The sequence below is a fragment of the Salinibacillus aidingensis genome (assembly GCF_055393355.1).
In genome coordinates, this window is sequence record NZ_AP043759.1 from 958,850 (window position 1) to 973,688 (window position 14,839).

Genomic DNA, 14,839 nt, shown 5'->3' on the forward strand with positions numbered 1-14,839 from the left:
AGAATAATAAAAATGGTTTTATGTTTAGTACCTTCATTACATTAATGAATAATTAAGGGGGGATTGGTATGAGGAAATTTTTTATCTGGATGATAATTTTTATGGTACTTATCATTATTCTGGGCTTCAGAATAAAAAAGCTTACCTACTGGTTCTATTATTTAAGAAGAAATATGATGTTATTTTTCAGAGACCGATTTTATTATCTAAAAGACAAAATACGCGCTTCGATAAACGTTAACTAAAATTTAACTAAAATTTAACTGAACTTAGAGGTTGTGAACTATGAGAAAAAGATCAACAGAAGAGAACCAAAATTTGACACCAACTGAAATGGGAAAAATGTGGGCTACATATACCGGAAATACGATGGCCATTTGTGTTCTGAAGTATTATCTTCGTCATGTGGAGGATCCGGATATTAAAAAGGTTTTGCAGCATGCGTTACGCTTAAGTGAGCAAATCGTCAATCAGATTCAGATTTTCTACAAAGAAAGTCATTTTCCGGTGCCCAAAGGGTTTACGGAGGATGATGTGAATTTAGATGCTCCAAGGTTATTTGAAGATGTCTTTTATCTTTATTATCTTCAGTATACAGGAAAAGCAGGGTTAAGTATTTATAATGCAGGCATACCTTTGTTGACGAGAACAGATATCCGTGACTTTTTTATCCAGACCCTCGATTCAACCATAAAGCTTATTTCAGAAGTGAATGATGTTTTACAAAAAAAGGGTTTCTTAATAAATCCTCCTGTATCAAGTCCCCCTGATCAAGTAGATTTTGTCCATAGACAGAGCTTCCTGAACGGTATGTTTGGAGATATCAGACCATTACACGGATTAGAGACAGCACACATTTATGACAATATAAACAACGACATGACCAGTAAAGCATTGCTGATTGGCTTTAGTCAGACAGCCAACCGTGAGAAAGTAAGAAGATATTTTTTAAGAGGAAAAAATATAAATGATAGACATATCGGAACGTATAAGAAAAAGCTGGAGGAGGAAAAAATCCCGACACCAAAATCCATTGATCATCTGGTGACCAATTCAACTACCGCTCCATTCTCTGATAAACTGATGCTCTATCACAAAATTGATATGTTCTCGATGAAAGTACGGACCTATGCCAATGGGGCATCCCTTAACGGCCGGCGTGATATTGGCGGAATGTACGCAAAATTTCTTTTAGATGTTTCTTTATTTGTCGAGGATGGGGCCAATATCATGATTGACCACGGCTGGATGGAGCAGCCGCCCTTAACGGATTATACAAAACGAGATCAGTCAGAATAACAGGAAAAGATCGCCAGGGTGGCGGTCTTTTTTTCTTGTTTTAAGCAATCTCACAAATCATTCAGAAAAATGATAAAATTCCTATATCTATATGTTAAAATAATGGATGCAATCATTCTGAGGTAAGTACCATGTACCGTGCAAAAACATCACTTCCTTAAAAATTTTAATGAAGGAGTTTATCATGAATTTTCAGGAATTTGGCTTCATTCTTTTTGTAGAAAACTATGATGAATGTGTGTCCTTCTACAGGGATCAATTACAGCTGGAAGTAAGAACAGTAAAAGACTCACTCGTTATTTTTAATCTGCCACAGGGATATTTGATGGTCGAACAGGGAGGTGTGTCCGCGAATCAGGAAAAAACAAGAGAACAGAATCCTGCCGTTATTCGTTTTAATGTAGATAATCTTAAGGAAACGGTCCTGCAGCTGGAAGGAAAAGGGGTTCCGTTTTCGAACAGAGAGTTGTCGTTTGATTGGGGGACGATAGCCGTTTTTCATGATCCCGATGGTCACCGATTAGAGTTATTTGAAGTTCACTAGTTAAATAGAATACATATGAGCAAATGTATAAAAAGATGGATGGTATGGAACGGTCACTGTCAGGAGTAAGTCTTTTTTATCACGCATTAACTGGCCGTAATACCCCTACTTCAAGTCTTGAGAGTATCCCAACAAGACTAAGCGGGGGATAAACGGCCAGTAGATTCCTGATAAGTTCAACTAACCATCAGTGGGGGATGAAGAACCCCCACACTGATGGAAGTTTTACTTTATAAAATTCAACAATGACTGGAGGGGTTGCAAATGATTGAATTAGAGCACTTTGAGCGATCAGATTTTAAGCAGTTGATTGAGTGGATAGAGTCGCCGGCATTTATGCTGCAGTGGGGGGGTCCCCATTTTGATTTTCCGCTAGATGAAGGACAGCTGGAAGAATACATAAAAAATGCGAATCATAAGGATGCCGATACAATGGCATATAAAGTCATCGAGCAGGAAACAGGGAAGGTCGTCGGACATATTGCATTAAAGCAAATTAATAAAAAGACAAAATCGGCCAGAGTAAGCAAGGTGCTCGTAGGAGATAAGCAGATGCGGGGAAAAGGAATCGGCCAGCAGATGATCAGGGAAATTTTAAAAATTGCCTTTGATGAGCTTGAACTACATCGAGTAAGTCTGGGAGTATTTGATTTCAATGAATCAGCCATTGCCTGCTATGAAAAGTGTGGTTTTGTAAAAGAAGGCTTACGGAGAGAGGTCGTACAAAATGGAGGTCGTTACTGGAGTATCTATGAAATGAGTATGCTGGAATATGAGTGGTCTAAGGTTAAACAGATTACATAATGCTTCGTGCCTATTTTTCCATGTGCCCATGAACTCACCATCCTTCCCGCATAGTTTAGTAGTAAAAAAAGGAAGGGAGTGGTGGAGGATGGGTTCAAATCGAAAATATCGCCCAAAGCGTCTGAATGATTCACCATTTGAAAATCTGATGCAGCAGATGGATCAGTTTTTCCAGGAGTCGATGAAAAATTTTGATAGCCTGCTTCAGCCGAATTCGTTTCAGGTTGACATGTACGAGGATCAAACCCACGTGGTTATTGAGGCTGATTTATCCGGTTATAAAAAAGAACAGATTTATGTCAGACCAAATGGCCATCAGTTAAAAATCGCCGTAGAGGATTCAAGTGTTTTTGAAGAAAAAAATGATCAAACCTCCTATATCCATCAGCAGCAAACATTTCAGCGGATGGAAAGGAGTATTGCTCTCCCATTTCCCATTTCAGAAGAAGACACGTACGCATCCTTTAAAGATGGGCACCTTAAAATAAAGATTCCAAAAAGAAATCCGCATACAGGCTATATAGACATAGAAGGTTGAGCAGAAAAATGCTCAACCCTTTAACGCTTTAAAGCATGTGGGGACAGTCCCAAGATTCCAATTAATAACAGCACACTTGCAGTCAGGAACCCTTCATTGTATAGGGGGAGCACTCCATATCCCAGCCATCCAAACAGACTTTGCAGAAAAAGAAGTCCTTCATTCAGCAGGAAGCCTGCCAGGAAAATCCATAGTCTCAAGCGTTTTGAACGGTTAGCCTCAATCAGGTTCAGCATAAAATAAAGAGTGACTATAAACAGGCTTACAAATCCGAGTAGAGTAAGATGCAGGTAACCAATGATTTCAAACGTATTGACAATAATATAAAAACAAGTTATATTTATTTTTGTCGATATAAATAACTACATAGGACTCCGTAGCTCAGTGGGAGAGCACTTGCTTGACAGGCAAGGGGTCGGTGGTTCGAAACCACTCGGAGTCACTGCGAAAGATACCCTCATCCATAAACGCTATGGATGAGGGTGTTTTTATCACGTATTAACTGGCCGTAATACCCCCACTTCAAGTCTTGAGGGTAACCCAATCAAGACTAAGAGGGGGATAAACGCCCAGTAAATTCCTGATAAGTTCAACTAACCATCAGTGGGGGATGGAGAAAACCCTCACTGATGGAAGTTTCACTTTATTTGGCTTCCCCTTCCTCTGCTGCTTCCAATTGTAATTCCTTGTTCAATGAGTCTATCATTCCACCACCCAGACCTTCATTAATCATGCGTTCTACATCGAAAAAGCTGGTTTTATTATTGTCCTTTTGCTGACCCATAGAGCTTCCCCTCCAATCCATGTGATTTATATCAACGAATATTTGGAGAGGCTGTGCTATGGTTGTGATGACAGGAAATTTTATAAAGATCAATTCAGGAATCAAACTTTAATTACAGGAAGATATTTTAATTTGCAGGGGACAGGAAAGTGAGGATCATTTAAGAAGGTTTTATAAAAATGGAAAAGAAGTCCTTGGACAATTTTACAAAATTTAAAGAGAATCGGTTTACCAAAAAGATGGTTTATAAAAAGAACGGACATAATGCTTTTGTATAAAACTTTTTGCCGGGACAGGAGCTGCCGCCTCATAAGCATCCAGGTATGAATTTATTTATACATGTGCTTAACGGATCAGGACTCTTCATCACGGATGACACAGAAACAGAAATAAACGAAAATGACATCCTGGATATTGAAGAAGACGAAATGCTTTCCGTTCAAAATAATAGTCAACACCCTTTATAAGTCTATATGTAAATTTGAGTAAAAAAGGGTAACGGAAGAGGAACTGACGGAGCTGCCGGTGTTAAGTGAGATACGAGAACTTTCAGGAAAAACTTTCAGGAAATGAAGAAGAGGGATAAATAATAAATAGCAAGGGCAACGAAATCTGAAAATGACTTTGTGCCCTTGCTGCTTCATAAAAATAGGATTCGAATGATTAATTAAGTTAGCTGGCAGCCTGTTGAACGGCCTTCTTATCTGGAAATACTAAGCTGAATACAACTCCAACAATCAGACAGACAAAGAAGGTTCCTGCCCTGGCTGACACTACAGCCTCCAGCGGGGACAGTGTCCAGATAATTGCACTGAAAAAGCCTGTTATGATGGTCGCAATGACTCCAATTCCGGAAGTTTTCTTCCAAAAGAATGTCAAAAGAACGACGACTGAAAATGTATTACCGATTCCTGCCCAGGCAAAGCCGACCACACCCCCGACAAATGAGTCAGATAATAATGAAATAATGATTCCGAGGATTCCGCCAATAATAACGGTTATTCTTGATATTTTAACAATGGTGCTTTCTTTGGCTTTAATTCCAAATGTTTTGTGGATGATGTCTTCACTAATGGACGTTGTAACCACCAGCAATTGAGAAGATGCAGTCGACATAATTGCAGCGAGGATTGCAGCAAAGATAATCCCTGCGATCCATGGTGGCAGCAATTCAGAAACCATATAAGGAAGAATCATTTCCGAATCTGTAATCGTGTCCTGTTTGTAGAGGACAGATCCCAGAATGCCTACTAAAAATGCTCCAATATAGACGACAATGGTCCAGAAAAAGGCCACCCATTTTGCCGTCTTTAACTCTTTTTCACTTTTAATCGCCATAAAACGTGAACTGAGCTGAGGCTGTCCTCCAAGAAACCCGAAGAACCACGAGAAGTTCGTTAATAACATGGCTCCGAGTGCCAGGCCGGAAAGACCGCCAAACCACTGGTCAGCTCCATTTCCCATAGAGGCCAGGGATTGACTGATGGATAAATCACTTTGCTGGATTTCCATAAAAGCAGCGATAGGCACAATGATAAATGCCAGTACCATTAACGCACTTTGAACCGCATCCGTCCATACTACGGACATAAATCCCCCCATGCATGCATAGGCAATGACAATAATCGCAACGATGATTGTTCCCCATGTAATATCAATTCCGGATATGGAATACAGTGTTTTACCAGTCCCGGAAAACTGCCCGGCAATATAAAACAGGGAGAAGGCTCCCATTATAATGGCAGATAATAAACGGATGATGGTCGCATGCTCAGGAAATTTCACCGCAAAATAATCCGGTAATGTATACACATCATATTTTTTTCTTTCATTAATAAACCTTCTTGATAAAAATAGCCATGAAAAAATAACACCAAAGAACATCCCTGATAAAAGCCAGATCCCGGAAAGACCTGCTAAGTATATAAATCCAACCGCCCCAAGAAACATGTAGGCGGATTCTGCTGTTGCTCTTTCAGAAAAGGCCAATACCCATCCAGGCAGTTTATCCCCGCCCAAAAAGTACTCTGAGGAATTGAGTTTTTTTCTGCTGAAGTAAATTCCTATTCCCAGTACAATGAGTAAATACACGGCAATTTCCACATAAATGATTATACTGTCTGCTGTTAAATTCATGATTTCCTCTCCCTTAAATCCTATTAAACTGATATGTTTTACAGTATTTATTGATTTTAATATAATATATGCAGAGAGAACTGTTTGTCAATCTATTAATGATAAAGGATGTGCAGAAGCATGAATGAAACAAAAATCAATATACCACCATTGTCTATGGACGGGATTACGGCCAAGCTGTTTACGCATGTGGAAAAGTCCGTCATTCAGGATTTTGGACAGGAGGGTAAGAAACTCATTGAGCAGGGGGTTGAAAATTTTGGATATAAGGATGCTGAAGAAATCGCGAAGCAGGCTACAGTTGACGGAATCAATCACAGACTATTCAGCTATATTCCTAGGAATCACCGTGCAGATCGAAACTATGATGAAAATCTAACAATCTATGCTTTAATGGCGAAACTGTTTGCACAAATTGCCAAAGCCGTTGTTGCTCAATTCGGTGAAAAAGGAAAGGATGCCATTCGTGAGGGTGTTCGAACCTTTGGCGAAGAACGGGGGCGTGGCATTGCACAGCGAGCGCGAGCAAATGGAGAAAATAATGCGAGGGAAAACTACCTAACCAACTATGATATGCCAAGAAGTGAATTATTTACTTTTTCCACAGAATACAAAGAAGGTGAAATTGAGCAAAACTTTACTGTGTGCCCGTTTGGACAACAATGGGCGGACGACAGCATGCATGAATATGGGATTCTATATTGCCAAATGATTGATCCTGCTGTTGCGAAAGGGTTTAACCCGAATTTTGAAGTGGAACATGATCAATATATTTTAAGAGAAGGGAATTGTCATTTCCGATTTAAACTAAAGGATGAAGACCATGATTAATCGCAAACGTTTAATAAACCATATTGAGGAACTTTCCCAGATTGGAAGAACAGAAAACGGAGGAATCAACCGGTTTTCATTTACCGATGAAGAAAAGAAAGCTAATAAACTGGTTGAAGACTATATGAAAGAGGCCGGACTAAGTGTCCATTATGATGCGATTGGCAATCTTATTGGATCTGTGGAGGGTACAGAGGATCTGCCGGCCATCCTCCTGGGTTCGCATATCGATACAGTACCTGACGGGGGAAAATACGATGGCCCTGTAGGCGTTTTATCGGCCATTGAAGTCATGCATACGTTAAAAGATCAGGGGATAAAACCGAAGCATCCTGTTAAAGTTATTTCCTTCAGGGATGAAGAAGGAACGAGATTTGGCTTTGGGATGATAGGAAGTCGGGCCGTTGCAGGAACCTTAACGACAGAAGATCTCCAAAGAGAGGATCAGAATGGAATAACAATCGAACAGGCGATGAAGGATGACGGTCTGGAAATCGATCATCTTGACACGGCACAATTAGAAAACATAAAGGCTTATCTGGAAATACACATCGAACAGGGAAAAGTCCTGGAATTCAATCATACAGGTGTAGGCAATGTAACAGGTATTGCCGGTCCATTATGGCTTAAATTCCATCTGGAGGGACTTGCCGAGCATGCAGGAGCTACACCGATGGATCAGCGCCACGATGCACTTACAGCTGCCAGTCACATCATAACGGAGATCGAAAAAATTGCAAATCAGTTTCAGGATGCTGTAGCAACCGTTGGAAAAGTAGCAGTGAAGCCAAACGGTGTGAATGTCATTCCGGGCGAAGTGGAGTTTACAGCCGATATCCGAAGTATTGATGAAAGTGAAAGAAACTCTATCGAACAAAAAATAAAAGATTTTGCACAAAACATAGCAAATGATAGAAATGTATCCTTGCAAATTTCTGAACTGCAGCGTGTTGAACCGGTCCTATGTGATGAGGATATTCAAAAAGCAATTAAGGAAAGCATCCATGAACTGGAAGAGAACGTGGTAAGTCTTCCGAGTGGAGCAGGTCACGATGCAATGCAATTTAAAAATAACTTTCCAGTCGGGATGATTTTTGTCAGGTCTGTTAATGGAATCAGTCATAATCCTAAGGAATATTCCCTGGACGAGGATATCGAACAAGCAGCCAATGTCCTTTATAAAACGTTAAACCGTCTGTAACAGCCTGAAATGAATCATAAGTATTCAGGTTTTTGCAGCAAGAGCTATTCTCCAGGAAGGGGAGTAGCTCTTTTTGTTGAATAGGAAAAGTGGTAAATCTTTTACAGAAAATGGAGGGGCGGAATATGGAGCCACATCTGAAGAATTTTACCGAGATGCATGACCAGTTTCTCCTGGATTGGAACAAAGCTATGCAATCCGGGGATACTTCAGCATTAGAAAGGATGGCTGAAGACTATTATGTAGTTTTTTTTAATAATGGAGCTGCTAAGCCGATGATATTCAATCGGGAAGAGGCGATTCAGGGGATGAAGCAATCCGTTCAGCAGCATTCAGGGGCCAAAAAGAAATTTCATAACAGGGTGATTCGGTTGAAGGAACATGGCCATGCTGTGGTATTCTATGAACAAACCCTTGAAAAGGAAGGAACGATATTGGCGAGGCTGTTTACGATTGAAAACTGGCAGTTGATCAGTGGTGAATGGCTGCTGGTGCGGGAAACCGAAGAGCCTGTAAGTTAGTTTATTCCTTCCTCTATTATCTAAGGGGTTAGCCAATAATTAATAATCCTGAGGCAATAATAGTAATGGATAGCTATGTGTAATGAGGAGGTTGCAGTCGTGCGAACGTTATTAATTGTGTCACATCCAGACATTATCGAGTCCTACAGTCAGCAGTATTTTCTAAACGGAATAAAAGATTTCAGCAATATAACGGTTCACCATTTAGAAAATCTTTATCCTGACTGGAATATTGATGTCAGGAAAGAACAGGAGCTTCTAAGAGAACATGATCGAATTATTTTTCAGTTTCCTTTCTACTGGTACAGCTCCCCGCCCTTATTAAAGCACTGGCAGGATGTTGTTTTAGAAGAAGGGGTGACCCATGGCCCTCGTGGCGGAATCTTGGAGGGTAAGGAATTTGGATTAGTTTTAATGATTGGCGTATCAGAAAAAGAGTATCGGGCTGGCGGCAATGAGCAATTTACCATAAGTGAACTGACAAAACCTTTTCAGGCCATGGCGGGTAAAACTGGAATGCACTATCTTCCTCCGTTTGAAATATACCAATTTGTCTACACGGAGGATGACAGGAAAATGGATATTCTGATTCCCTATTGGCAAATGCTTACGATGGAGAATAATGACAGTCTGGCAACTCGTGAAAATTGGCTGATGGACCTTCTGGAAGACGTAATTAACACCAGTGAAGGCACAGATGAACAGAACATATTGGAGTATGCGAAAAACATTATTGAAGAAAATCAATCAGAAATAGAGGATTTAAAAATTGTCCTGAATCAGATGTATCATCGTTAAGAGAGGTGGATAAACATGGAACAAAACGCATGGATTCATGAACAATTACAGCACTTATTTACGAACACCGATGACTATAATCGGCGTACACTGATCAAAGCGGCCCAGGACTTGATCAGAGAACAGGAAAAACGTATTTACCAGATGGAAGGAGAAATCGAAGGAACCATCTGGAGCCCGAAAAGATGGGGAGAGTAAATGTGGAGTGGGATATGGAGGGATAGGATGAAAGATTTGATACAAATAGATGGGGAAGAAAAAACAATGCATACGTTAGCGAATCTTTACCAAAAGGTTTGGGGACTAAAGGATCATCAATCTATTTATAAAAACTTTTTAAAGCACACAACCTATGAGGGGTATAAAGGGTTAGCTGCTGAAAATAGAGAAGGCGAAATAATCGGTTTTGCCTATGGGTACACATCTCTGCCAGGGCAATATTATAACAGTTTACTAATCAGGGAGTTCCGTTCAGAAGAGAAAGAAAAATGGTTTTGTAACTGCTTTGAATTTGTTGAGCTGTTGGTTGATCCATTGTATCGAAAACAAGGCTATGGCAGGATGTTGGCAAGTCATTTGTTGGAGGGAATCAACCATAAAACAGCTATACTTACCACTCAGGCAAATAACCATGCTGCACAGCATTTATATAGACAGCTGGGCTGGCAGGTCATAAAAGAACCCTTTTTTCCGAATGAGCCGAGTGAACCATTTGTGATTATGGGGAAGGAACGAACAGAACACTCCTGATTAGTAAAACGTTGAGGTTGGGGAATGAGATCACATTGCTTTACTCGAGATAAGACACACCATAATTCGCAAAATGATTAATCATCACAGCCATTTCTTCAGGGGACTTTCCCATGTTCCCCTCAATCCAATCCTTGATGACATTAATAGCCCCGCTGACAACAAAGGTACTGAAATAACGGGATTGTTGCTCGTCTAACTGATTGGCCGATCCCCAGTTTTTTATCATGAAGCTTTGGGCGATTTCCATCAGACGCTCCTCAAAAGTAGGGTCCCCGTTTTTACTTAGAAGGGTTTGAAACATAAATTGGTTTCTTGTGATATATTCCAGCAGTTTTTGTGTCATCTGCAGGGACTCCTCGTCAATGGTAAAGCTGTAGCTGTTTAAGTATTCACTTAAATCCTCAATGATTTCCTCTTCTATTTTTTCCATTAAATCATAATGATCGGAATAGTGAGTGTAGAATGTCGAACGATTAATATCTGCTATTTCGCAGATTTCTTTTACAGTAATGGAAGCTATCGGTTTTTCAGCCAGTAATGAAATAAAGCTTTCCTTTAATACTTTACGTGTATATTTTTTTCGACGGTCCAATTTTTCACTCATCGTTTTAGCCCCTTTTGAATCATTTTTCGTGAAATACAACACAAATGAAAAATGTGTTGAATAGCTGACGGAATTTATAAAACTGTTTGTTGATTATCCAACACACTGTCTATTATAATATTAAAATGGATAAAGGGGATATTGCAAGAGAGGATGAGGCCTTATTGATTTGTCAGCAAGAATAATTAAACATAAAAAACCTATTGTCATCGTGTTTATTTTCGTTGCGCTCATTAGTACAATTGCACAGTTCACTGTATCTGTGAATTACAATATGGTTGATTATTTGCCGGATGATACGCCTTCTATGGAGTCCATGGATGTTATGGAAGAAGAATTTGATGATCCGATTGCAAACGCCAGAGTGATGGTCCGTGATGTTTCCTTAACAGAAGCCCTGGACTATAAAGAAAAACTGGAAGCCATTGATGGTGTATCAAATGTCAGCTGGCTGGATGATGCCATAGATGTAAAAACACCAATTGAAATGGCCGATCCGGATACAGTTGAATCTTATTATAAAAATAAAAATGCGCTATTTTCGATTCACGTCCGTGAAGGGGATGAAGTCGCCGTTACGGATGAAATATACCAATTGATTGGTGAAGAAAATGCCATTACAGGAGAAGCGGTTGATACCGCAACATCACAGAAAATGGCTGGTCAGGAGTCACTAAATGCAGCCTTAATCTTAGTTCCGATTATCATCATTATTTTAATTGTATCCACAAACTCCTGGATGGAACCGTTATTCTTCTTAACAGCGATCGGAATTTCTGTGTTAATCAACTTAGGCACAAATATTTTTATTGGGGAAATTTCATTTGTTACCCAGTCTGTAGCACCTATTCTGCAGCTGGCTGTATCCCTGGACTATGCCATTTTCTTACTGCATAGTTTTTCCGATTATCGAAAACAGGTGTCCAATCCAAATGAGGCAATGCAACTAGCTGTTAAACAATCATTTCCGGCCATTGCAGCCAGTGCATCCACAACATTCTTTGGATTTATTGCCCTGACTTTTATGGATTTCGGAATTGGTGCAGACTTAGGGCTTAACCTGGTAAAAGGAATCGCACTAAGTTTTATCAGTGTCATCCTGTTTCTGCCTGCATTTACTCTGATGTTTTATAAGTGGATTGACCGTACCCAGCATAAGCCTATTGTTCCGGAATTAAAAAACATTGGGAAATGGGTTATGAAATTCAGAATTCCGAGTTTCATTTTATTGTTACTCTTGATTGTCCCTGCATTTTTAGCTCAGGGCCAAACCAACTTTATTTATGGTACAGGGGAGCAGCCTGAAAACACACGTGCTGGTGCAGACGCGGCAGCTATTCAGGAAGAGTTTGGGAAAAACACACAAATGGTTGTTCTTGTTCCAAGAGGAGATATGGCAAAGGAAGAAGAACTCGTTCAGCATTTAGAGGGCCTTCCGAATGTGTCAAGTGTCGTTTCCTATGTGAATACGGTCAGCTCGGCCATTCCACCGCAATATCTGGAGGAGTCAACAACAGAGCAATTTTACTCGGATCACTATGCTCGAATCATTCTGAACACTGAAACGGATTCTGAAGGGGACGAAGCCTTTACATTAGTAGAGGAGGTTCGGAATACGACAGAATCCTACTACGATGAGGTCCATTTACTTGGAGAGAGTGTGACCCTGTATGATATGAAGAATACGGTTGAACAGGATAATACCGTAGTAAATTTGTTGACCGTTATTACGATAGCCGTTGTTTTACTCGTCACATTCAAATCGATTTCCATTCCAGTCGTCCTGTTGTTAACTATACAATCAGCTGTCTGGTTAAACCTGTCTGTTCCTTACTTTATGGATACACCACTGGTTTATGTGGGATATTTGATTGTCAGTACGGTACAGCTGGCGGCGACGGTTGACTATGGAATCCTGTTTACAGAGAATTATGTGAAAAACCGTCGGGAAATGCCGGCCATGAAGGCTATTAAGAAGACCATTGATGGAAAGATTTTTGCGATCTTTATTTCCGCATCCATTCTTTCCAGTGTCGGGTTTATATTATCCTTCACATCAACAAATCCAATTGTGTCATCGATCGGATTACTGCTAGGCAGAGGTGCGCTCCTTGCGTTTCTTATGGTCGTGTTCGTTCTGCCGGCTATGCTGGTGCTGTTCGATCGGGTCATTAGAAAAACAACATTCAGAGCAAATTTTGATAAGGGAGAGGAATGATGATGAAATTAAAACGGTTTACGGCCATATCTATGGCGTTTCTCCTGATTTTACCGACAACACTTGCTTCAGCAACATCAGGCGATTCTTCTTCAGATAATAACAGGGAAGCAAAAGCTGGCACCTATTCTGAGAAAAGTGAGGTTGTCTATGCTAATTTAAGTGCGAATGGTGAACAGGAAGAAATATATGTGGTCAACAACTTTTCCGTTGATCAGCATGGAAATTTGACAGATCATGGTCCATATACAAGTGTGGAAAATTTAACGAATTTAAAAGAGATTCATCTGGACGGTAACAAGGTTGAGTTTGAAGCAACAGAAGATCAGTTTTATTACCAGGGAAATTTAAATGAAAAGCCTCTGCCATGGGATATCAATATTTCCTATAAATTAGACGGAAAAAAGGTTAACCCTGAAGACATTTTAGGTGAGGATGGAAAACTTGCCATTCATATTGAAACAAAGAAAAATGAGAAGGCCGACTCTGTCTTTTTCGAAAACTATATGCTGCAAATTTCGCTTCCATTAGACTCGGAAATCTATCAGAATATCAAAACAGAAAACGGCATGATTGCGAATGCCGGGAAAAACAAGCAAGTGACTTTCACAGTAATGCCGGGTAAGGAAGAAAGCTTTGTGGTGAAAGCTGATGTTACTGATTTAGAAATGGCCGGCATCGAAATAACGGGGATGCCATCCTCAATGTCCATTGAAGAACCCGATTCAGGTGAAATGACAGAGGATATGAAATCACTATCTGATGCCACAGCTGAAATTAATGATGGTGTTGCCGATCTGAATGATGGAATTTCAGAATTAAATGAAGGTGCTGCCAGTCTGCAGGATGGTTCGGCTGAGTATAAAAAAGGCATTAAAGAGCTGGATAGTGGCTCGTCTGATATGATTAAAGGATCAGAAGAGATTAAAAATGCTCTGAATCAGATGAGTAAGTCATTAGAGAGCGGTTCTGGTGAGGATAATTCCGCCAACTTAAATGAATTAAAGTCCGGACTTCAGCAAATTGCTGGAGGATTGGAAGAAACCGAAACCGGATTGTCACAGACGAATCAGCTGCTGGGCCAATTAATTGGAAATATTCCAGACTATGATATTAGTAAAGCAGAGATTGCTGAGTTGAATAGAAGTAATGCAGATTCTCAAGTTATTAATCAACTGGTCGAAACTTATAAGGCAGCTCAAACGGTTCGAACCATGTACTTTGAGGGTAATGGGGAGAAGCAGCCAGCTATAGGTCCGTCTATAGAAAAAACGGTTAAATCATTACAAAAGCTAAAAGATGAAATAGATGGTATCGTGAAGAGCCTGGAAAATTCAGATATGAATAAATCCATGCAAGAATTGCAGCAAGGATTAAGTCAACTATCATCAAATTATAAAGAGTTCCATTCCGGTCTGATTGAATACACAGGTGGTGTGTCCGAATTATCTACTTCATATGGTGAATTGCACGGGGGCATCACAGATTTAACAGATGGAACCAGTGAATTGGAAAATGGCGTGAGTGAGCTTCATGAAGGAACATCTGAACTCGCTGAATCAACACGTGATTTGCCTGACGAAATGCAAAACGAAATTGACAGCATGATGAATGAATACGATAAATCAGATTTTGATCCTGTATCCTTTGTTTCACCTAAGAATGAAAAAGTAAGCAACGTTCAGTTTGTTATCAAAACAGAAAGTATTAAAAAAGATGACGATGAACAGGAAAACGAACAAGAGGAACAGGAAGAAGAAAAGGGATTCTGGGATCGCCTGTTAGATTTATTCAGATAAGAAAAAAGC

Annotated in this window: 18 protein-coding genes and 1 tRNA gene; 15 read left to right on the forward strand and 4 right to left on the reverse strand. The window is 40.0% G+C overall.

Annotated features, from left to right (window positions below):
* The first annotated feature begins 68 nt into the window (after positions 1–68).
* The 5 genes from ACZ5OK_RS05375 to ACZ5OK_RS05395 all read left to right on the forward strand — a co-directional run bounded on the left by ACZ5OK_RS05375 (position 69) and on the right by ACZ5OK_RS05395 (position 3,185).
* Positions 69–245, forward strand: coding sequence for a hypothetical protein (locus tag ACZ5OK_RS05375; RefSeq protein ID WP_464758550.1), 177 nt, complete (start codon positions 69–71; stop codon positions 243–245).
* 40 nt (positions 246–285) lie between these two features.
* Positions 286–1,299 (forward strand): DUF3231 family protein, encoded by a 1,014-nt coding sequence (locus ACZ5OK_RS05380; protein WP_343839930.1) that lies wholly within the window; start codon positions 286–288, stop codon positions 1,297–1,299.
* Between the two features lie 184 nt (positions 1,300–1,483).
* Positions 1,484–1,843: a VOC family protein gene (locus ACZ5OK_RS05385; RefSeq protein ID WP_343839932.1), complete on the forward strand. Its 360-nt coding sequence runs from the start codon at positions 1,484–1,486 to the stop codon at positions 1,841–1,843.
* A gap of 264 nt (positions 1,844–2,107) precedes the next feature.
* A complete protein-coding gene (locus tag ACZ5OK_RS05390; protein ID WP_343839934.1) occupies positions 2,108–2,647 on the forward strand; it encodes a GNAT family N-acetyltransferase in 540 nt (179 codons plus the stop codon).
* 88 nt (positions 2,648–2,735) lie between these two features.
* Entirely contained in the window at positions 2,736–3,185 is a 450-nt protein-coding gene (locus ACZ5OK_RS05395) for an Hsp20/alpha crystallin family protein (RefSeq protein ID WP_343839936.1), read from the forward strand.
* 20 nt (positions 3,186–3,205) lie between these two features.
* Here the strand turns inward: ACZ5OK_RS05395 and ACZ5OK_RS05400 are convergent, their stop codons facing one another.
* The gene (locus ACZ5OK_RS05400) at positions 3,206–3,421 is read right to left on the reverse strand and encodes a hypothetical protein (RefSeq protein ID WP_343839938.1); all 216 of its coding nucleotides are present in this window, start codon (positions 3,419–3,421) and stop codon (positions 3,206–3,208) included.
* Between the two features lie 134 nt (positions 3,422–3,555).
* Between ACZ5OK_RS05400 and ACZ5OK_RS05405 the strand changes: the two genes are divergently transcribed.
* Positions 3,556–3,627, forward strand: a tRNA-Val gene (locus ACZ5OK_RS05405).
* Between the two features lie 201 nt (positions 3,628–3,828).
* Here ACZ5OK_RS05405 and ACZ5OK_RS05410 read toward each other — a convergent pair.
* Positions 3,829–3,969: a hypothetical protein gene (locus ACZ5OK_RS05410; protein ID WP_343839940.1), complete on the reverse strand. Its 141-nt coding sequence runs from the start codon at positions 3,967–3,969 to the stop codon at positions 3,829–3,831.
* 284 nt (positions 3,970–4,253) lie between these two features.
* Here ACZ5OK_RS05410 and ACZ5OK_RS05415 point away from each other — a divergent pair, with 284 nt between their 5' ends.
* A complete protein-coding gene (locus ACZ5OK_RS05415; RefSeq protein ID WP_343839942.1) occupies positions 4,254–4,436 on the forward strand; it encodes a cupin domain-containing protein in 183 nt (60 codons plus the stop codon).
* Between the two features lie 205 nt (positions 4,437–4,641).
* Here ACZ5OK_RS05415 and ACZ5OK_RS05420 read toward each other — a convergent pair whose 3' ends face one another.
* Positions 4,642–6,105, reverse strand: coding sequence for a sodium/proline symporter (locus tag ACZ5OK_RS05420; RefSeq protein WP_343839944.1), 1,464 nt, complete (start codon positions 6,103–6,105; stop codon positions 4,642–4,644).
* Between the two features lie 120 nt (positions 6,106–6,225).
* Between ACZ5OK_RS05420 and ACZ5OK_RS05425 the strand changes: the two genes are divergently transcribed.
* The 6 genes from ACZ5OK_RS05425 to ACZ5OK_RS05450 all read left to right on the forward strand — a co-directional run bounded on the left by ACZ5OK_RS05425 (position 6,226) and on the right by ACZ5OK_RS05450 (position 10,206).
* Entirely contained in the window at positions 6,226–6,936 is a 711-nt protein-coding gene (locus ACZ5OK_RS05425) for an L-2-amino-thiazoline-4-carboxylic acid hydrolase (protein ID WP_343839945.1), read from the forward strand.
* Entirely contained in the window at positions 6,920–8,137 is a 1,218-nt protein-coding gene (locus ACZ5OK_RS05430) for a Zn-dependent hydrolase (protein WP_343839946.1), read from the forward strand. Before ACZ5OK_RS05425 ends, ACZ5OK_RS05430 begins: the two co-directional genes overlap by 17 nt.
* Before the next feature lie 125 nt (positions 8,138–8,262).
* A complete protein-coding gene (locus ACZ5OK_RS05435; RefSeq protein ID WP_343839947.1) occupies positions 8,263–8,658 on the forward strand; it encodes a DUF4440 domain-containing protein in 396 nt (131 codons plus the stop codon).
* A 99-nt stretch (positions 8,659–8,757) separates the two neighbouring features.
* Positions 8,758–9,456, forward strand: a complete 699-nt coding sequence (locus tag ACZ5OK_RS05440) for an NAD(P)H-dependent oxidoreductase (RefSeq protein ID WP_343839948.1) — start codon at positions 8,758–8,760, stop codon at positions 9,454–9,456.
* Positions 9,457–9,471: 15 nt separating this feature from the next.
* On the forward strand, positions 9,472–9,654 hold the full coding sequence (locus ACZ5OK_RS05445) for a hypothetical protein (protein WP_343839950.1): 183 nt from the start codon (positions 9,472–9,474) through the stop codon (positions 9,652–9,654).
* A gap of 27 nt (positions 9,655–9,681) precedes the next feature.
* A complete protein-coding gene (locus ACZ5OK_RS05450) occupies positions 9,682–10,206 on the forward strand; it encodes a GNAT family N-acetyltransferase (protein ID WP_343839951.1) in 525 nt (174 codons plus the stop codon).
* Positions 10,207–10,246: 40 nt separating this feature from the next.
* On the opposite strand, the gene ACZ5OK_RS05455 is transcribed toward ACZ5OK_RS05450, so the two are convergent.
* A complete protein-coding gene (locus ACZ5OK_RS05455; RefSeq protein ID WP_343839952.1) occupies positions 10,247–10,813 on the reverse strand; it encodes a TetR/AcrR family transcriptional regulator in 567 nt (188 codons plus the stop codon).
* Positions 10,814–11,087: 274 nt separating this feature from the next.
* On the opposite strand from ACZ5OK_RS05455, the gene ACZ5OK_RS05460 reads away from it, so the two are divergent.
* Together ACZ5OK_RS05460 and ACZ5OK_RS05465 are read left to right on the forward strand one after the other, a co-directional pair.
* Positions 11,088–13,031 (forward strand): efflux RND transporter permease subunit, encoded by a 1,944-nt coding sequence (locus ACZ5OK_RS05460; protein ID WP_343840317.1) that lies wholly within the window; start codon positions 11,088–11,090, stop codon positions 13,029–13,031.
* Positions 13,028–14,830 carry a YhgE/Pip domain-containing protein gene (locus ACZ5OK_RS05465; protein ID WP_464758555.1) on the forward strand — a complete coding sequence of 601 codons (1,803 nt, stop codon included), beginning with the start codon at positions 13,028–13,030 and terminating at the stop codon, positions 14,828–14,830. The genes ACZ5OK_RS05460 and ACZ5OK_RS05465 overlap by 4 nt, the downstream gene beginning before the upstream one ends.
* Positions 14,831–14,839 lie beyond the last annotated feature (9 nt).